We start from the raw sequence: 18,771 nt of genomic DNA, 5'->3' as shown, positions 1-18,771 counted from the left end.
AAATGTGACGCCGGTTTTGAAAGCTCTGATGTAAAACGATACCGGGATATTTTCAAAACGGGAAATGGACATGTCAACAGCTATTAGCATACTGTTTTATTGTTGACTGATAGCTTTTATTGTATAATAAAAAATGGGTAGTTGTATCAAAAATGATTTTTATGCCACAAGTGTCATAACCGAACACAGGAACATACGATTATGAAAGACCTATTATTTGACTTTATCGCAAAGTATATTACGCTTACAGAAGAGGAGAAGAATGCCATTCTCCAGTTGAATATATTTCATACTGTAAAGAAGGGCGTCATTTTACTGAAGGAAGGGCAATATTCGAAAGAAAGCTACTTTGTTTTACGTGGCTGTATACGTACTTATTATTTAAAAGACGGTGAAGAACGAACCACAGCTTTCTATACAGAAATGGAAGCGTTAACACCCAATTGCGTTATACATCAAACGCCTTCTGATTATTATGTCAGTTGTTTAGAAGACACGGTACTTTCTATCTCCAATGCTGACAAGGAAACAGAAATAAACAGTCAATTTCCAAAGTTTGAAATCATGTGCAGGAAAATGTCGGAGGAGATCTTAGCCAAACAACGGAAGGATTTGGACGAGTTTAAAATTTCATCGCCGGAACAACGATACCTGAACCTGCTGCAAAATAGACCAGACCTTTTTCAACGTGTGCCGCAACAGCAGCTGGCGAGTTATTTAGGTATTACTCCGCAATCATTGAGCAGGCTACGGGCAAGAGTGCTTGAAAATAGCAGTAAGATGAATTTCTTAACTTAAGTTAATGGTCATTTTATCATGTTGAATCACTTTTGGCATTCACGTGTCGTCAACTTAACAGATTTGTAAAAGAAAATTTTATGGATTGGAATGGCCTTTCTATTGGAAGGTAGTTTTAAGCGTAAATGTACAATATGCAAAACAGGCAGCAGCTACACATGCTTGTCCGTTGCCCAAAAATTAAAAAAATAAATATCGAATTGAATTAAGTATGCGAGTCTGATTTCGATGTTGAGGATACACTTTTTTAGCAGGTTATTTTATATGAAACGACATCATTCCTGTCATAGAAATGTTTGTCAGTAACAAAGCTGATAAAAGATATAGTTGTTTTCAACCTTTCAACATCAACAAACGACTTGAATTTTTCACTTGAAAAACGTTTTGTATGATATCCGTTTCAATTAGACCCGGGTATCATTGTTACTCGTTCTTACTATAAGAGTACTAAAAGATTAAATTTGAAAAGGCAAAACTTTATTATCATTTTTATTGTTGGCTTTTTGCTGTATTACATTGTTGATGCAGCTTTGTTTGTAACGTTTCAAAGCTGGATTGCGAATCTGACAAAATCGAATGCAGCAGGCCATATACTGGCTTATACAATGACCGTTTTCCCTTTATATGTCACAGTTGCCATTTTGCACAGAAGCAGGCATGTTGTTGCGGATAAATTGGGGCTTTCCGGTAATTTTTCTGTTGGTTTGTTATTTGCTCTCATTGTAACATTGCCCTCTTTGGTTGGATACGCACTAAAGTTCAATGTCAATACAAGTATATCAATTGATACATTGCTGATCAATACCATTTCTTCTGCCTTTTTTGAAGAAATTATTTACAGGGCGTTTCTTATAGGTCAGCTTTACAGGTATACCCGCCTGGGTTTTATCCCGTCAATTATCACAGGGTCTGTGTTTTTTGGATTGGTTCATTTGTATCAGAGTAGTGATCCCACTGAGTTGATTGGTATTTTTCTGATTACGTTTCTGGGCTCGCTTTTGTTCTTCTGGATCTATGCCGAATGGAAATTTAATTTATGGACAGTTGTTTTCTTACACTGTTTGATGAATTTATATTGGTTGATTTTTGACGTCGATAATAATGCACTTGGCGGCACGTATGCCAATATTTTCAGATTCGCGTCTGTTTCACTTTCAATAATTGCTACTATTTATTATAAGCGGAAAATGAAAATTCCTTTTGAAATTACCCGAACAACATGGTGGTTAAAATTGAAGAATGGCAGTTAAGAATTTCCCTGATTGTTGGTTCGGTATTATTTTAAACTTCAGCAAGTTATATTCTTTGACAACTTTATTGCCCTTATTTATCAATCCTTATCGAATCTGACAATTGTAAAAAATATAATAGGGATAAGGGAACTGGCAGGAATAGTACCTGTCAAGCTTTTTCTTTTATCGTTTGCAATAAGCCAATCCGCATGTATAATTCGGAACGTTACGATAAATGCTGTTTTGCCGGATTTATACAAAATAATTAGACTAAGATTGTGTTGAATCTGTCGGTTGTTTCATAAAAGATTCGTGATCCAGCGTGTAGAACAATATTGCCTGTCATTTGCCGAAACAAATTCCTTTTCTCTTTCGTCGGATCTCTTTTTTGTCATCAGGCTCTCAACGCTTCTTGCAATAGTTTAATTTGTTGCAGGAAGCGTTGAAAAATCCTGTTCTCTTCTTTCACTATGTCAATTCATTTGCATAGAATCCATCATCAGATCGACAACAATGGTAAATTATGCTGTAGTGAGCAGAAACTTTCATAAGTAATCCATGGCATGTTTACCATGCTCATGGATTATTTTCAAGATCAGTTTCAGTACAACTTGCGTTTTTTATTGCGGTCTGCTTTTAATGTTCACAATTCTGAAAATCTTTATATCGCCGAAGCAGCTTATAACACAGAAACAGGTTTGACAATTTCATTTCTTTTTTCGAATTGTTTTCATTTTTCTGTTTTCTCCTGATCCGGCTATCAGAAGATCTGAATTTTATTTTCGCTGCCAATGTTGCCATTGCCCCGATTTATACTTCGCTTAGATGATTATCTTCATCGTTGTTTCTAATCTGTTTATCCTATGACTGAGGTCGCCTGTAGCCGACAGGAATGTGCGTGTAAGTGTTCCCCGACAAACTATTCAGCCAAACTGTTTTTTCTTTTCCCTGGCTCAGAATCAAGGATAATTTCCTTCAAATGATAGGTTAAGGTTCTTATCGGAATATTTCTGTAATTGCTGAGAATAATAATCGTCAAATCATCTTCCTTGTAATAATGATAATTGGACGTGAAACCGTTCATCGTTCCTCCATGCCGTATTAAGGTGCCCGGTGTTTGGAGTAATGGACTGCGCTGATATCCTTGAATTCGGAATCCGTATCCATAATAGCCCCAGTCCTTTGTGCCTCCATTAAACATTTTTGCCAGGCTTTCGGCACTCACTAATTTTCCACTGTGTAACGCACGGCCCCAATGATATATTTCCATTGCAGTTGAATAGATATCACCCGAACCATATGCATAGGAAACTACGTTTTGAACCCTGCGAAATTGGTTGTTAATCATTCGGTAGCCAATGGCTCTGTTAGCCGGTATATTCAGCAATCGTTCCATTCCGGTATTGGTCATGCCAACCGGAGTAAAAATTGTTTCCTGCAGATAATTCTGATAGGATTTGCCGGTTACCTTTTCAATAACCATTGCCAGCAGGCAATAGTTGATATTGGAGTATTCATGTTTCTCACCGGGATTAAAATTCCTTTTGGATTGATTAATGATATCCAGTAACTCGGACGGTGTAATATCCATAATTTCATATTCTGTTAAATTGTCCATCGACGCAGCGAGACCCGATTGTTGCTTAAGTAAATGATGAATCGTTACATCTTTGGCGAGTTCAGGCTTCAGTGCAGGAATGTATTGTTGCAGTGGCGCATGTAAATCAATCTTACCTTTCTCTGCAAGCTGCATGATGGCTATTGCTACAAAGGATTTAGTAAGAGAACCAATAAGAAACTGGGTATTTACGGAATTGGGTACATTGTTTTCAACATCAAAATAACCATACGCTGCATGATGAATCACTGAATCTCCTTTGGCAATCAAAACAGTTCCATGAAAATTAGCAGTGTCTTTAAATAACCGCATATGTTTTTCTGCAAGAGGATGCTTGATCGCTATTCCATCTTTGGACTCATTCCCTGATGATTTAAATTTTTCATACTCAACAGAGAATAATACGCTGGCTATTTTCCATTGATCGTTTACTTTTATAAGCCCCCAACTTTCTTTTCCCCAATTGCCTTTTTTATCATTTACCCAAAAACTGTAATCAAACGTAACAGCGCCGATTGAGCCATCCTCTGAAATAACAGGGTTGGTAAATTTTTCCTGGTAAAGACGATCTCTCATCAGGCCTGTGACCCATGTTTTGTAATTCCGGGATTCAACTAAAGGCTCATTTGGTTTTGTTTTTTTTAACTCCTTAAATGTTTCAGGTTTCCATACCGCCACCCAGCTAATGGGAACATCAACAAACAAAGAAAATAAGGTGCTTGTATCTTTTTTTTCAATTGAGGTCATAAACAGCTGCAGCAGTTGTTCAATTTGCTCTTTATCGGTTCCAGGCTTTGCAGTAAGGTTGTTTCGAACTGTTTGGTCCATCATTGGACCGAGTTTTGTGCCTCCCAGTAAATGCAGGTGAATATGAAACACGGATTGCCCGGCGTGTTCATTTGTATTTAATGCCAGTCTGTACCCCGTTTGGTCAATCCCTTTTTTTCGGGCCATTTCTTTTGCCAACAGCATCATTTTGCCCAACATGTTCTGGTGATTGGTTCCGGCTTCATTCAACGTATAAATTCTTTTTTTGGGAACAATTAAAAGATGCACAGGTGCCTGCTTACTTACAGGTTCAAAAACCATAAGCTCGTCATCCTCGTATTCGAGGTGCACCTCTTTTTTTTGATGTGCTGCAATTAATTCAAATGGCGATGTTGTTTTAAGCGCACTGTCTTTTTTCTTTTTATAACTTTCTGATTGTGCCATGCATGCGTTACCAACAAGCAAAGCGACTACTAAAACAAAGAGAATTTTAAATCGCATATCTTTTTTTTGCAAACCTTCATGTTTTGACGGGCGCATAAAATTCAAATCGATCAACGTGATTTAAAGACCGATAAACAGGCGGATTTCGGGTTGGTACCCGAAAATGAAGTGTTGGTGTTAAAACATCGCTTGTTTGTCTTTTTCCTTAAAAACAGCAATGTTTTTTAATTAATTTTATTACAAAATGGTACATGCGTTTTATAAGTGAAAGAAAGTGGTTGATGCATCTGTTGTTTTGGACTGTCATGTACATTATATACCTGGTACAGCCTCTTGTTTCGGTTGGCGAAGATGCAGGTGCTGTAACGACGATATCAAGTGCAGCTGCTGTAAAAACGCTTTTTCATTTACTGAGCGTTGCAGCCACCAGTTATTTTATCTGCATTATTGTAATACCGCTGCTGCTTGAAAAAGCGAAACTCGTAAATGGTTTTCTGCTATTGGTATCAGGATTGTACGCAATTGCAGTTGTAAGCAGGGTAGCAGTGATTTATCTTGTAGAACCACTAGTCGGTTATCACAACAACCAGGAAAACCTTTTACAAATTGTAAGTCAACTCAGGATACTTTTCCACTATTATATCATCGGCAATATCGCAGCTGCATTTCCATTTGTAACGTTTTATTTGTTGCTGGACAGGCAATTGCTGATGCGCAAACAGGCTGAAGCGGATAATGAAAAAAAAGAAGCAGAGCTTGCCGCTTTGAAATCACAGTTAAATCCACATTTTTTGTTTAATACACTGAACAATATTTATTCTCTTGCTGTTCAAAACTCGCCTCAAACTTCTTATTGCATCGAAAAGCTGGCCCATATACTCGACTATTTACTGTATCGCTGTAACGACAAATTCGTTCCGATGGAAAAAGAAATCGAATTGCTTAAGAATTACCTGGATTTACAGAAAATAAGATTTGGCGACAGGTTGGTTTTAAAAGCGGAATACATTACAGACCATTCTTATCAAATAGCACCATTGCTTTTATTGCCCATTGTTGAGAATATGTTTAAACATGGCGTAGAACAAAATACCGGACAAACAGATGTGAAGCTGTCATTGGAGTGTTTCAAAAATAAGCTGACGTTTAAAACAGAAAATTTATATGATCCTTGTTTAACAGAATCGCCGGGTATCGGATTGCAAAATCTGAAACGCCAGCTTGAATTACTTTACCCGGTAAAGAATAGTTTTACAATTACTAAAACAAATCATTTTTTTATAACAAATCTTCAATTAAATCTCTGTTGAAAGCCACTTGTTTAATAGTTGATGATGAGCCATTGGCCGTGCAGTTATTAAAAAAGCACGTCAGTGAAATGGATAATCTGCTGCTGGCGGGAACGTGCACCAATGCAGTTGAAGCTTCATCCTTTCTCAAGCAGCACCGTGTAGAGCTTTTGTTTTTAGATATACAGATGCCACGCATTACGGGTATTGATTTTTTAAAAGCATTGCAATCACCACCTGCTGTAATCATTACGACGGCTCATCGTGAATATGCAGTAGAAGGATACGATCTGGATATTGTTGATTACCTGTTGAAACCAATTTCTTTTGAGCGGTTTCTTGCCGCTGTTGAACGGTTTTGGCGCAGAAACCATAATTACAACCGCTCACTACCGGCTGAAGCTATCGTAACAGGCGATATTTATCTGTCAATTAAATCAGGAACAAAAATCTACCAGTTTAACGAAAGCGAAATTGTCTATATTGAAAGTATCAGGGACTTTATACAAATTCATTTCAGGCATGAAAAGAAGCTGATGATTAAATACAGGATCAGTCAGATTGAAGGTGAGCTATCGGGTAATTTTATTCGTATTCATAAATCCTATATTGTCAATAAGAAATCGATTACAACGCTTACGGCCAATATGATTGAGTTGGGAAAGATCGCCATTCCGGTGGGTGAAAGTTTTAAAACAGGCGTTGAACAGTATTTGAAACAGTGATTGTTTTTGGGAGAAGCATTCATTCAAAAATCTGTAGTAAAAAGTATAAGGTTGACCTTGTTTAAATTTCATTCGTTGACATTTCGTTTATTCAATCAGAATTCGATAATGCTCTGAATGAAAATGATAGCCGTATCTGTGACTGATAGAGAAAAAATAGAGTGTAACAATTTTAAATATTGCTGTGACCGGATTATTATTATTCGGAAAGGGATTACAGGTACGAAACGCAGGCTTAAATTTGATCATTCATTTTCAGGTGCAATTAAAGAAGGTTGGCTTATCAGTGCTGATTTGTTTGATTAAACGCCTGGTGCTGACTTTTCTGCTGAAGCAACGAGAAGAAGTTTGCTTTCGAATACCGGATTGGAAGTGAATGATAGTGTTTCTAAAACATCTGATTCGTATCATTTCGGTATCGCTGATACAGCGAATGCTTTTTTGGTTTTCTGTTCCCGGCAATATCTTGGTAAGCGTACAAATTACAAGGCAGGTGAAAAAGCTGATTTTTCCATTGCCAGTCAGCAAAGCTCAAAATTCAGTGCTGCTTTTATTCCTCCGGCAAAAACAACGATGGACGAATGGTATGTTGAAATGGGCTACAATCGAGCAACGCCCGATGGTGTAATTGCTGCAACCATTCGGGAGGGGATGCCTCTTGAGAATGGATTTGTAACCAATAAAAAGTACAGCATCACCATTGAACCTTTGTTTATCAAAGCAGGAAAGTCACGAACAAATGAACAGGAAGTGGTTAAAGTGACTGGAGGGTACTCCTTTCACTATCGGGAACAAGTTATTGGGGTGGTTGATCTGTTCAATGCTTCATTCTCGTTTTTTAGTGAAACGGGTTCAACACACAAATTAGTCGTAGCCGCTGCAGCAAGTGCATTGCTCCTGCGTAACCGATAAATGAACCTGTAATGGTAAATGAATGTAGCAGTAACGGAGGATGCATTCAGTTGAAGGGATAAGGCAATTGCTTTATCCCTTTTCTTTTTTACAGTTGCTCGGTCTGTTAAAGGAGGAAGGCGGGGAATAAAATAGGATGGAGGTTTGGATCGGAAAGGCTGCAATTTTTTTTACATCGCTAAGTCTTTTCGGGTGATAAAAGCCCAAGGCACCGCTCAGCACCGGAATAAGAAAAAGCAATTATTTTGCAACCGATCAAACAGAAGCCGGTCTAATGAACAAATATGCAAAATGAAAGCGGTCATCTTACTGACAAAGCAGTTGTTACCGATATCCTGAATGGAAATGTTCAGGCTTTTGCTGTTGTAGTAAAAAGTACTGAAAAGCTGGTGATGCAGATTGTCAATAAAATGACGTCCAATGTTGATGACCGGAAAGATCTTGTACAGGAGATTTATCTGAAAGCATACCGGAATCTGGCTTCGTTTCAGTTTAAATCAAAATTATCAACCTGGATTGCAAACATTGCCTACAATACAACCGTGAATTTTCTGCAAAAAAAGAAAATTCCTGTTACAGGAATCGAAGGGGCTATTGAAGAGATCAGTCATCTCAACGAACACCCGGAGCAGGAAACGATCAAAGCAGAAGCGGTTGAAATACTGCATGAAGCAATTGGAAAACTTCCGCCCTTGTATAAAACACTGATCACCCTTTATCATCTGGAAGAATTGTCCAATCAGGAAATTGCAGTAATAACCGAATTGCCGGAAGGTACTATCAAAAGTTATCTGTATCGAGCTAGGAAAATCCTCAAAGACAGCATTGAGCAACAATATAAAAATCAGTAAACATGAACAGTAACCATTTGTCAGATGAACTACTGCAGGCCTGTCTGTTAAACGAACTACAGCAGGATGATATGGTGGATACACACCTCCGGTTTTGTCCGGATTGCAGGAAACGGCTTGAAGAATACCGGCTGTTGTTCACACATATAAAGGAGGTTGAAACAGAACCGTATGCTTTTGACAGTACAGCATTGGTGATGGAAGCTGTTGTGCATTACGCACAGAAGAAACAGAAAAGGAAGGCATTGTTTTATTGGGGTGGCTTGCTTTTTTTAGTGGTTATCATTGGTTCATTTTCCATCCCTTTTATCCCGGCTGTTCTTGCAGTTTTTCGTTCACAGTCTTTGATCACATCGCTTTTGTTTACCGGGACAGCTGTTGCTGTATTTCTTTTTTTATGGACTGACCTGAAGCGGCAATACAAGTCAAAAGAGGAACAGTTATTCAAAAATAATTTGCAACCGAAACTGTAGATCACTGTCTGATAGAGTAGAATTTAAAAAGCATCTTAACATGAAAAAATTAACCATACTATTGCTGATTGGTCTTTCGACAACCGCAACGGCTTTTGCTCAACAAACGAACCCTGTAACAGATGCCGGTTCGCCTGTTGCTGATCTGCCTTTATCCGCATCCCGTGCAGAGATCCTGCTGCCTGTTTTATTTATCAGTTTTTTGCTCGTAATCCTCACTTCGCTGATTAAATACTTTTTGGATTTTCGTTTAAAAAATAAACTGATTGAAAGAGGAATGCAGGAGCAGCTCACCGCTTATTTATCAGCGAAAAATGAACATGAAAAACAAAACGAAGTGGTTAAACTCTCCATTTTGTTTCTGGGCTTGGGCCTCGGTCTGTTACTGACTTATTTTACAGCTCCTGTTGATCTTCATTCGCTGGCGATTATGGCCATGTCTCTTGGGCTGAGTTATCTGGCTTATTTCCTTTATCTGCGTAAGACCGACAGATAGATTTTACACGGCTTCTTGTTACAGCATTACACACTTCACCGGGTGAAGCAGGCAGCTTATTGTCTGAACAAAACCAATTCAACACTTTTATAACAAACGTATAAATCATCCATCAATGAAATCGATTTGCATATATATGACACTTTTAGCAGCGCAGATACTATGGGGACAGGGAACGAAGAATACAGCCGTGAAAGAGTTGCCCTTGCGCAATGTATTCACTACGAATATCGAAGCAACTCTCGATGCTGTTTTCAACCAGGCTTATCCCGCTCATTCACCCGGAGCAACAGTGTTGCTTGCGAAAGCTGATACTATTCTTTACAGAAAGGCGTTTGGTATGGCGAACCTGGAGTTGAACGTGCAGATGAAACCTGAAACGGTGTTGCAGTTGGCTTCTATTACCAAACAGTTTACAAGCGTGGCTGTTTTGATGTTGATGGAACAGGGTAAACTCAGCCTGAAGGATCCTTTATCCAAGTACATCGCAGATTTCCCAAGGGGAAATGAAATTACACTGCATCATTTGCTGAATCATACCTCCGGTATTAAGAGTTATACCAACTTACCTGAATTCAGAACCAAAACAAGGCTTGATATGACACCGGAAGAAATCATTGCTGTATTCAAAAGTCAACCCCTGGATTTTAAACCGGGTGAACGATTTGCTTACAGTAATTCAGGGTATGTGCTGTTGGGTTATATCATCGAGCAATTGTCTGGTATGAGCTATAATGATTTTATCCAGAAGATTATTTTTGACAGACTCGGTATGAAGAACTCCTCGTATGCAGATACGTATAAAATCATTCCCAACAGGGCAAACGGTTACCAGTTATATGAAGGTAATTATGAAAATGCGGAGTACATGAGTACCACTGTGCCTTATGCTGCCGGTTCATTGATGTCTACCATTGATGATATGTTTCGATGGAACAGAGCGATGCATAATAATTTATTGATAACAGAACGTACAAAACAGCTTGCGTTTACAAACTATCGTTTAAATAACGGAACATATTCCAATTATGGATATGGTTGGTATGTCAATGAAATTGAAGGAATTTCTACAGTCGAACATCCGGGAGGCATGAATGGTTTTACAACAGCAGGTATCTATGTTCCGCAAAAAGATATTTATGCAATCGTGTTGTCCAATCGTGATGATGGGGTGGGTGCAGAAATGATCACTCTAAAAGCTGTTGCTACTCTTTTGGGCAAACCCATCACAAGTGATGTTGCTGTTTCCCTTAAGGAGAACGATTTGAAGAAATGGGAAGGCGCTTATCAATTTGAAGATGTGGTTCGCTTTATAACGCTGGAAAAGGGAGTGCTCTACAGTAAACGTGAAGGAGGGCGCCCGAAAGCATTGGTACCATTATCAGCGAACGTCTATCGCCTTGAAAATAGTCTGGCGACTTACAAATTCTCTTTCAAAAATGGCAAACGGCAAGTACTCTATGAAGAACGGATTAGTAAAAGTATTGGTGTAGAAACGGATAAAAAGCCCTTCACAGAAAAAGAAGCCATCGTGCTCACACCAAAAATCCTCAGCAGGTATACCGGTGTTTATGAACTACAACCGGGTTTTCAAATTGAAATTACCCTGAAAAAGGACCGCCTTTTTGCAAAGGCTTCGGGACAACCGGAAGTGGAACTTATTGCGGAAGCAGACAATCGTTTTTTTATCCGGGAAATCGGAGCCCGAATTGTATTCAATCAAAGCCCTGAAGGAGTGGTGAACAGTCTTACTTTTTCTCAGGGTGCAGACAAAACAGAAGGAAAGAAAATAAGATAGTAAGGATTTTTTTAAATAAACAGCACAAGTGACATCTTGCTGATGAGTGCAACAATGTAAATCTGTTTTTGCGCTATCTATTGTTGCTGTTGTTTTTTTTGACCGATTCCGAAAATGTTCTTTTACCCTGTTCGCTCAGAACAGCTTTATGTTGACAGCAGAGGCTGATTGGTAGATTGTTTTCTAGCTGCGATCACTGCTCATCTATTTTTAAATGCTGTATAATGCAGGAAGTGATACCCGGTTGGCAAGGGTCTTTCCTGGATCATTATAACTTATAAAATCATTACAGATGAAAGACTTCTTCTTGTTGGTGGGTTTGATTACTGCACTTGTTTATACAAACCCTTTGCATGCACAAAAAAGTGACACGATCCGTATAACAAAGCAACACCTGCAAACAGGTGTATTGCGGGAAGGAACGCACCGCTATCTGGTTTATGCGAAAATGAAAAAGGATAGTGTGCGTATCCTGACACAATTCTGGACCAGGACAATTAAACGAACCATTCACAACGGGTTGCCTGTTATTGAAATCAGCCAGGAGTGGGAGGATCAGGATAGTGTGATGCACAAGGTGGTTTCACGTTGTGATGCAGTGACGATGAAACCACTTTACCATCAATCTTGGTGGAAAACAGCCGCATCAAGAGGTGCCCCGGTAAAAACAACGACCGAAACGATTGTTGATTTTATCAACGGAGCGCTTCTTTACAATGGCAAACAGCTAAGTGCTGCTGATACTGCTCAACGGGAACAACTCATCCGCAAAGGATTTGAATCTGCACAACATGCTCCTTACTTTCTGAACTGGCATCTTGATCTGGAAACATTTCCTCTGCTGCCTTTTAAAAACGGCTTGACCTTCATCCTGCCTTTTTATGATCCGGGTACCCCTTCAGGCGTAAAAGAGGTTGCTTATACAGTTAGTGGATCGGGGACGTTGACCGGATATAACGATCAGCAGATTGATTGCTGGTTGTTGATACATGAAACCCAAGGGAACAAAGAAGTTTTCTGGATCAGTAAGCGAACGAAGGAGGTATTAAAACTTGAACAGGAAATTAATGGACGGGTTTACCGGTATAAAATTAAACTGGGTTTTAGTTATTAGCAGAAGAAAATCGGAAGTCACAAAAAACAACGTCAAAAGCGCAAGGAATAAAAACGGTTAGCATCAACCGCTTGAGGAGGCAGGAAAGGTTTGTTCGCAACTATTTTTTTTTGAAAAAAGATAGATCACTACTGTTGATTTCAAAATCAATTTTTGTTGTAAAATACAGCGTAAGCAGATTTAACCTTTATCTCAATGAGATCGAAGTTTGAAATATTTCAGCGTGATCTTGAAAGATAGTTAACAGCAAATACGGTTCGTATGAATAATTTTTTATTGGATGGGCAGGAGACGGAACGACTTTTCTTCAGAGCAGTTAACCGTTTACACTATGAAGCGTGGTTGCCTTTTTTTATCACTCCTGAAACATCCAGGCACTGGATCATGCAGGCCGAGAAGCCTGAAATTGCCTGTAGCAAATGGTATGAAAAACAGTTTAACCGGTATGAACGTGGAGAAGGAGGAATGAATGCATTGCTTGATAAAGTTTCCGGTTGTTTAATTGGTCATTGTGGTTTAATACAACAAAGAGTAGACGGTCTGATCGAACTGGAAGTCGGCTATTCCATCCTGCCGGCTTATTGGAATAAAGGGTATGCAACGGAAGCTGCCATCAGGTGTAAAACGCATGCATTTGAAAACTCGTTTTTCCCTTCTTTGATTTCAATTATTAGTCCGTCGAATACAGCCTCAATAAAAGTTGCGCTTAAAATGGGGATGATATTGGATAAAACGACAGTATACGGTGAAAACAACGTCAGCATTTACAGAGTTGTTGATAACTGAGAAGTTGCTGGCGAAACGCAGCAGCGGAAATGATTACTTACTTCAGCTATTATTCATAAGCCTAACGAAGCCGGTTGTAAATACCCATGCTGTATAATTGAACAGTAAGCATGCCGATTTTTTAACTGACCGGAATAAAATCGAAAAGCACCGTTCTAATTGAAAGGCGCTTTTCGATAAATAGATCCTGCGATCAGAAAACATGGATGAAGTTGCCGAATTGAATCCGTCCGCTTGCATCAGCTGTTTGTGTGACGGTTTTTTTTAAAACTGTTCCGATAAAAAGATTTGCTGTTGCAGTTTGACCGGCTACACCAACTGTACTGGTACTGGTCGTGCTGGCAGTTAGTGTTACTGACTGTACAGCAGCACCAGCAGTGAACGATTTGTTCCAGGGTAAGGATACGTTTGTCACTGTTTGAATATTGCCCGTTTCATCGGTATACACGATGTTCAGTTTGCCGGTGTAATTGCCACTGATTTCATAACGGACTGCCCGGCTTTGTTGATTGTTGCCGTTGTTGTCTTTTTTACAGGATGCCAACAGCATCACAAAACAGGCAGCAACATAGAGGTTGTTCAGTACTTTCATAACTGTTTGTTGTAGGAGTTTATAATTGTGGTTAAATAGAAAAAGGCTTATTGTTTAGAAAATGTTGTAGGAAGCCGGAAGAGGCAGAGCCCGAAAACCGTTGGTCATTCCATAGAGGACGGTAAGGGCAATTATTACACCTGTAATGACCAACAGTTTTGTCTGTATGGCAACAGATAGACCAGCGATATTTTTATGCATGCGTTGTGCATGCAGGGCTGCAAGGTGAATAAAGAAAGCTGCAATCGCAAGAGTATAATAGGGAATGAAAAACAGGTTGGCCGGAAAACTGTTGAGACCGGCAGCGCCAAAATAAATGTTGGTATCAAGCCCTAGCAGATATCTGCCTGCCAACACAGCCCCAACATGAATGAATAAAAAGATCGCCAGGTAAAAACCGGAACAAACCTGCCATTTTGCATATCCTGTCCATTTGTGTTTTTGTTTACTGCAAACAAAGCGTAAACCGGAAATAATCTGTATTATGACAGCAAGCAGTAACACTGTTTCAACAAAAGGATTTCTGTACACTTTGCGCAATTGCTGCATGACAGCCAGATGAGCGTCCGCACCCAATAAACTGCAGAGATGATTGAACAGGTGGATGCCAACAAAGCATACAAGGATCAATCCGCAGATACGGTGCAGTTTTTTCATACCGTAAATTTCATTCGGATAAGATTGCTGAAAATTAACTTTGGTTAATTTCCTGTAACACTTTTACCTGGGTTATTTTTAAATACTGTGAAGTGACTAAAAGCACGACAACTGCAGTTTGATTTGTGCTTTGCAAATACGCATATAAACAGAGGGCATTCAACTCACCCTTGCCGCAAAATTATTGCCCTGCTCTGTGCGGAACAAGGTCTTGTGCCATCATCCGTCAGCTGCGGTAAACGCCTTCGGTTTTCAAAAAAATCTCCACCCGATTACACGGAACCTGCTCATACAGCGGGGTTGTATTTTATTTAAAAAACCTTGTTCCTCCGCCGCAGTCCGAATGTCTGGTCGCTATGGGTACATGAATGAAGCGAAGCTGCATGCATGTAACAAGCATTAATTCATCACTAAAATTTCAGTTATGGAAATCATCGGAAGAATGACCGCAGACGCAAGCGTCAACCAGACAAAGACAGGGAAAAAAGTCGTGAACTTTTCCATTGCCATCAATGACACGTACAAAGCAAAAGAAAGCGGGGAGCTGGTTAAGAACGTCACCTACATCAATTGTGCCTACTGGCTCAGTGCCGGTATAGCACCGTATTTAACCAAAGGCACTGTAGTGGAATGTGCAGGGCGCATTGCTGCAGACACCTGGACCAACAAAGCAGGTGAGGTGAAAGCAAGATTGACCTTTACTGCCAGCCGCATCAAACTGCATGGAGGTGGCTTGAAACCAATGATGCTGACAACATCTCAGCCCGCAGATGCAATGACTGATGCAGCAGATGATCTGCCGTTTTAAAACAAACCCTGCAGCATCCTGCGATGTGCAGGATGCTGTCTGTATTCATTTTTAAATACATTCTTATGGCACACAATATTTGTTTCAATGAACAGACACAGCAACACAGTTTTTTCAGTGTACAACAAAAAGCATGGCATGGACTCGGACAGCTTGTTGAACAGTACCCCAACAGTACAGAAGCTTTGCAGTTTGCAGGACTTGATTTTGAAGTCTGTAAACGACCCAATACACACCGGCTTGATAATGGTACAGAGATTGTTTCTGCTACCTCCTTTTATACTTACCGGCCCGATACAGGTGCTATTCTTGGAGACCGTTTAGGCAAGGATTACGAAGTCGTACAAAACAGCGATGCCTTTCGTTTTTTTGATGCGATTGTGGATGGGGAAGGTATTCAATATGAAACCGCCGGTGCACTCGGTCAAGGTGAACGGATTTTTATCACTGCCAAACTGCCGGGCTATATCAAAGTCGGTGCAGATGATCTGATCGAGAAGTATTTGTTTCTGACCACTTCGCATGATGGCTTTGGCAGTATCATGGCCGCGTTTACACCTGTGCGTATCGTCTGTAACAATACACTGCATGCAGCTTTGCGCAACTGCAGCCATGCTATCAAGATCCGTCATACAGCCAATGCAAAAGAACGCCTGGAACAGGCGCATCAGGTGATGGGCATCTCCAATCAGTTGAGTCAGCAACTGGACGGCATCTTTAATCAATGGGCAAAGGTTCGTATTACCGATCAGGAAGTCAGACAATTGATACAACTGGCAATGGTACCGAATAAAGAAGTGCTGCACAGTCTTCAACAGGGCGAAACAGATGAACTCAGCAGCTGTTTTAAAAACATGTGCGAAGAAGTTTTCACCTACAACATGAGCAGTCCTTCACAACTGCTGGAAACAACAAAAGGAACTGTGTTTGGGGCATACAATGCCATCACCGGTTATTTTCAGAATGTACGCAGGTACAAAGACGATGAAGCAAAAATGAAATCCCTTTTGTATGGTGGTACAGCCCAGCTGAGAACGCAGAAAGCGTTTCAGTTATGTGCAGATTTTGTCAAAGGAAACAGGACACTGTTGTATAACTGATGGATGAACAACAAGGCGCATGGTTACATGCGCTTTTTTGTTTGGAAAGCTGCCCCGCAACAGTGTGACAGCGTTTTAAAAATGGCGGGGCAGCTTGGTTTGCCGGCGGGTTTTCGGGGTGATGGTTGGGATTGCGTAGGACCTGTACTGGTTGTTCTGACCAGATGCACAACGCTTATTGAAGTAGGTGTATTCCTTCACAGATGCAGGAGGCCTTGTACCAGGATTTTCAACGTTTGTTCTACGCTGACAAAATGATCGAAGCCGGTAATTTGCAGGTAGAAAATTTTACTTCGCCGGTCTATGCCTCAAATAAATGATTTGACCGTTGTCATTGCTGACAGACATCCGTTGATCAGAAATGTAATCAAAGAAATTGTTCAGCATGCAGGATATAATGTTGTTGCTGAAGCAGCAAATGGCACTGCGCTGCTGGAACTTCAGCAGAACGCAGCTGTGCCGCTGGTTTTTATCATCAATACCAAGCTGCCGGATACGGATGATCTTGATATTTGCCTGACTCTCCGGCAACATTATCCGGGTTGTAAAATTCTGGCTTTTTCATTCAGTCCCAACCCTTATACGGAAGCGTTGCTGCAACGCTATGATCTCGATGCTTATATCCATGAGTTTAATGTTCCTAACCAGTTAACAGATGCCTTGCAGCAACTGTCAACATCCTGAGAGACGTGGAAGTGCAAATGAATACGCATGCATGCCTGCACAAAGTTCGTCTTCTCACTCCGTGGCGCCCATGAATTTCCGGCATAAACAAAGCGGCGCCTGCAGTATAACAGCTATGATTTATTCCGTTGCTTCATGGTCTTGGTCGCTCAAAGACGAAGATGGTTCCATCATTCATTTTTTAACATTAAAACGAAGGTTATGGAACAGCAAAAAGTACAATTACCGGAATGGACAAAAGTCGCCGAAGTGGAACTGGTTTATAAAACAAAAGTCAAAGCTTCTGAACGTCCTAAAATCAATTCTTCCAAAGACAGTTATGAACTGCTGCGGCAACTTTGGAACTTCGGCAAAATGGAGATGCTTGAAGAATTCAAAATCCTGTTACTGAACAGAGGCAACCGCGTCATGGGCGTGTACGAAGTTTCTTCCGGTGGTATTACCGGAACCGTTGCTGATCCCAGGTTGATCCTTGCTGCTGCCATTAAATCACTGGCGGTCGGGATTGTGTTATGTCATAATCACCCCAGCGGTAATCTTACGCCAAGCCGTGCAGATGAACAGCTGACACGTAAAATAAAAGAGGCCGCTGCCTATCATGATATTACGGTGCTGGATCATCTGATCCTTACCGGTGAAAGCTATCTGAGTTTTGCAGATGAGGGGCTTTTATAGCCCCTTTTTTTATTCAGTGATTTGCTTGAATTGATTGTCAATGGCCCGTTTTAAACGCTGCAAAACAGACGGCTGTCCGCCGCTTTTTTCTGCTTCAAAATCGTACCAGTTTCCCTCTTTTGTTTTGTGGAGTTTGTAAACATTTCCCGCTTCATCAGTGATCAGAAACTCATCCAGCACTGCGACTATCGCACCCAATGCATTGTTCACTTCAACCTGTGTAACGACATAGTGATAATGACTGCCATCTTCAAGACTGATTTGTTTGCCAAGAGCGGTCCGCAAGTGTTCTCTCATGAAGCAATAGTAATTCTTTTCAGCAGATGACCAAACTGGAGTCCGGCAAAATTTATAAACAGTATTTTTTTTGCTGTGATACCGGTTGTTGACTTTAACTAAAAAGCAATTTATGCAACAGGTTTCATACATTAACAACGAAAGGAAGTAGTATGCCCGGTCTTGCATACGGCAAGATGTACAAACGTTATACGTTTGGGTCATCTTGCCCTTCACTCCGGAGTCGTTTCGGGGAATGAAAACAGAAAATAAACAGCCATGAAAAAACCTGCCAAGGAAGTAAGAGGGAAGATGGTCGTGGTCCGTATGAATAAGCAGGAGCTGCAGCAGCTGGAAAAGTTCAGACAGCTAAGCACTGAAAAAACAACAGGCAGTTACCTGCGCAAACTGGCCCTGCAGCAACCTGTCACCGTGAAATACAGAAATGCCAGTGCAGATGATTTTTTACTCGATATGCTGCAGCTCAAAAAAGAACTCCACGCCATCGGCAATAACGTGAATCAGGCCGTACACAAATTGCATCTGCTCGAAAAGATACCGGAGTTCAGAAGCTGGGTACAGCATTACGACGGTCTGCAAAAAGTATTGCTGTGTAAAGTCGGAGAGATCGCCCAACGCATGCATCAACTCTACGAACAATGGTTGCAAAAATAA

General features: G+C 40.4%; 21 protein-coding genes. 17 read left to right on the top strand and 4 right to left on the bottom strand.

The window, feature by feature from the left end; translation table 11 throughout:
- Positions 1-201: 201 nt before the first annotated feature.
- Together IQ13_RS04655 and IQ13_RS04650 are read left to right on the top strand one after the other, a co-directional pair.
- Complete coding sequence (locus tag IQ13_RS04655; RefSeq protein WP_144884881.1) at positions 202-798, top strand: Crp/Fnr family transcriptional regulator; 597 nt, start codon at positions 202-204, stop codon at positions 796-798.
- A 461-nt stretch (positions 799-1,259) separates the two neighbouring features.
- Positions 1,260-2,048, top strand: coding sequence for a CPBP family intramembrane glutamic endopeptidase (locus IQ13_RS04650; protein ID WP_144884880.1), 789 nt, complete (start codon positions 1,260-1,262; stop codon positions 2,046-2,048).
- 901 nt (positions 2,049-2,949) lie between these two features.
- On the opposite strand, the gene IQ13_RS04645 is transcribed toward IQ13_RS04650, so the two are convergent.
- Entirely contained in the window at positions 2,950-4,917 is a 1,968-nt protein-coding gene (locus IQ13_RS04645; RefSeq protein ID WP_158637306.1) for a serine hydrolase, read from the bottom strand.
- 194 nt (positions 4,918-5,111) lie between these two features.
- Between IQ13_RS04645 and IQ13_RS04640 the strand changes: the two genes are divergently transcribed.
- From IQ13_RS04640 to IQ13_RS04595, 10 genes are all read left to right on the top strand, one after another.
- On the top strand, positions 5,112-6,170 hold the full coding sequence (locus IQ13_RS04640) for a sensor histidine kinase (protein ID WP_144884878.1): 1,059 nt from the start codon (positions 5,112-5,114) through the stop codon (positions 6,168-6,170).
- Positions 6,167-6,874: a LytR/AlgR family response regulator transcription factor gene (locus IQ13_RS04635; protein WP_144884877.1), complete on the top strand. Its 708-nt coding sequence runs from the start codon at positions 6,167-6,169 to the stop codon at positions 6,872-6,874. The genes IQ13_RS04640 and IQ13_RS04635 overlap by 4 nt, the downstream gene beginning before the upstream one ends.
- A 117-nt stretch (positions 6,875-6,991) precedes the next feature.
- Positions 6,992-7,180, top strand: coding sequence for a hypothetical protein (locus IQ13_RS04630; protein WP_144884876.1), 189 nt, complete (start codon positions 6,992-6,994; stop codon positions 7,178-7,180).
- Positions 7,181-7,222: 42 nt separating this feature from the next.
- Entirely contained in the window at positions 7,223-7,786 is a 564-nt protein-coding gene (locus IQ13_RS04625) for a hypothetical protein (protein WP_144884875.1), read from the top strand.
- 284 nt (positions 7,787-8,070) lie between these two features.
- Positions 8,071-8,637 carry an RNA polymerase sigma factor gene (locus tag IQ13_RS04620; protein ID WP_144884874.1) on the top strand — a complete coding sequence of 189 codons (567 nt, stop codon included), beginning with the start codon at positions 8,071-8,073 and terminating at the stop codon, positions 8,635-8,637.
- A gap of 2 nt (positions 8,638-8,639) precedes the next feature.
- Positions 8,640-9,110, top strand: a complete 471-nt coding sequence (locus tag IQ13_RS04615; RefSeq protein WP_144884873.1) for an anti-sigma factor family protein — start codon at positions 8,640-8,642, stop codon at positions 9,108-9,110.
- A gap of 40 nt (positions 9,111-9,150) precedes the next feature.
- Positions 9,151-9,606 carry a DUF6249 domain-containing protein gene (locus IQ13_RS04610; protein ID WP_144884872.1) on the top strand — a complete coding sequence of 152 codons (456 nt, stop codon included), beginning with the start codon at positions 9,151-9,153 and terminating at the stop codon, positions 9,604-9,606.
- A 136-nt stretch (positions 9,607-9,742) separates the two neighbouring features.
- The gene (locus tag IQ13_RS04605) at positions 9,743-11,404 is read left to right on the top strand and encodes a serine hydrolase (RefSeq protein ID WP_158637305.1); all 1,662 of its coding nucleotides are present in this window, start codon (positions 9,743-9,745) and stop codon (positions 11,402-11,404) included.
- A gap of 292 nt (positions 11,405-11,696) precedes the next feature.
- Complete coding sequence (locus IQ13_RS04600; protein ID WP_144884870.1) at positions 11,697-12,518, top strand: DUF3108 domain-containing protein; 822 nt, start codon at positions 11,697-11,699, stop codon at positions 12,516-12,518.
- Positions 12,519-12,779: 261 nt separating this feature from the next.
- A complete protein-coding gene (locus IQ13_RS04595) occupies positions 12,780-13,304 on the top strand; it encodes a GNAT family N-acetyltransferase (RefSeq protein WP_144884869.1) in 525 nt (174 codons plus the stop codon).
- A gap of 193 nt (positions 13,305-13,497) precedes the next feature.
- Here the strand turns inward: IQ13_RS04595 and IQ13_RS04590 are convergent, their stop codons facing one another.
- Positions 13,498-13,896, bottom strand: coding sequence for an MmpS family transport accessory protein (locus IQ13_RS04590; protein WP_144884868.1), 399 nt, complete (start codon positions 13,894-13,896; stop codon positions 13,498-13,500).
- 54 nt (positions 13,897-13,950) lie between these two features.
- The gene (locus tag IQ13_RS04585) at positions 13,951-14,553 is read right to left on the bottom strand and encodes a succinate dehydrogenase/fumarate reductase transmembrane subunit (RefSeq protein WP_144884867.1); all 603 of its coding nucleotides are present in this window, start codon (positions 14,551-14,553) and stop codon (positions 13,951-13,953) included.
- A gap of 424 nt (positions 14,554-14,977) precedes the next feature.
- Between IQ13_RS04585 and IQ13_RS04580 the strand changes: the two genes are divergently transcribed.
- The 4 genes from IQ13_RS04580 to IQ13_RS04565 all read left to right on the top strand — a co-directional run bounded on the left by IQ13_RS04580 (position 14,978) and on the right by IQ13_RS04565 (position 17,820).
- Positions 14,978-15,361 carry a single-stranded DNA-binding protein gene (locus IQ13_RS04580; RefSeq protein WP_144884866.1) on the top strand — a complete coding sequence of 128 codons (384 nt, stop codon included), beginning with the start codon at positions 14,978-14,980 and terminating at the stop codon, positions 15,359-15,361.
- A 65-nt stretch (positions 15,362-15,426) separates the two neighbouring features.
- Positions 15,427-16,461, top strand: coding sequence for a DUF932 domain-containing protein (locus tag IQ13_RS04575; RefSeq protein ID WP_144884865.1), 1,035 nt, complete (start codon positions 15,427-15,429; stop codon positions 16,459-16,461).
- Positions 16,462-16,764: 303 nt separating this feature from the next.
- The gene (locus IQ13_RS04570) at positions 16,765-17,145 is read left to right on the top strand and encodes a response regulator (protein ID WP_144884864.1); all 381 of its coding nucleotides are present in this window, start codon (positions 16,765-16,767) and stop codon (positions 17,143-17,145) included.
- 201 nt (positions 17,146-17,346) lie between these two features.
- Positions 17,347-17,820, top strand: a complete 474-nt coding sequence (locus IQ13_RS04565; protein WP_144884863.1) for a JAB domain-containing protein — start codon at positions 17,347-17,349, stop codon at positions 17,818-17,820.
- Between the two features lie 9 nt (positions 17,821-17,829).
- Here the strand turns inward: IQ13_RS04565 and IQ13_RS04560 are convergent, their stop codons facing one another.
- On the bottom strand, positions 17,830-18,117 hold the full coding sequence (locus IQ13_RS04560) for a hypothetical protein (RefSeq protein ID WP_144884862.1): 288 nt from the start codon (positions 18,115-18,117) through the stop codon (positions 17,830-17,832).
- Positions 18,118-18,375: 258 nt separating this feature from the next.
- Here IQ13_RS04560 and IQ13_RS04555 point away from each other — a divergent pair, with 258 nt between their 5' ends.
- On the top strand, positions 18,376-18,771 hold the full coding sequence (locus IQ13_RS04555; protein WP_144884861.1) for a plasmid mobilization protein: 396 nt from the start codon (positions 18,376-18,378) through the stop codon (positions 18,769-18,771).

It is taken from the genome of Lacibacter cauensis, from assembly GCF_007830055.1.
Classification (GTDB): Bacteria; Bacteroidota; Bacteroidia; order Chitinophagales; family Chitinophagaceae; genus Lacibacter; species Lacibacter cauensis.
Note: the sequence above shows the minus strand (reverse complement) of the source record. Positions and strands in the feature narration are given on the sequence as shown.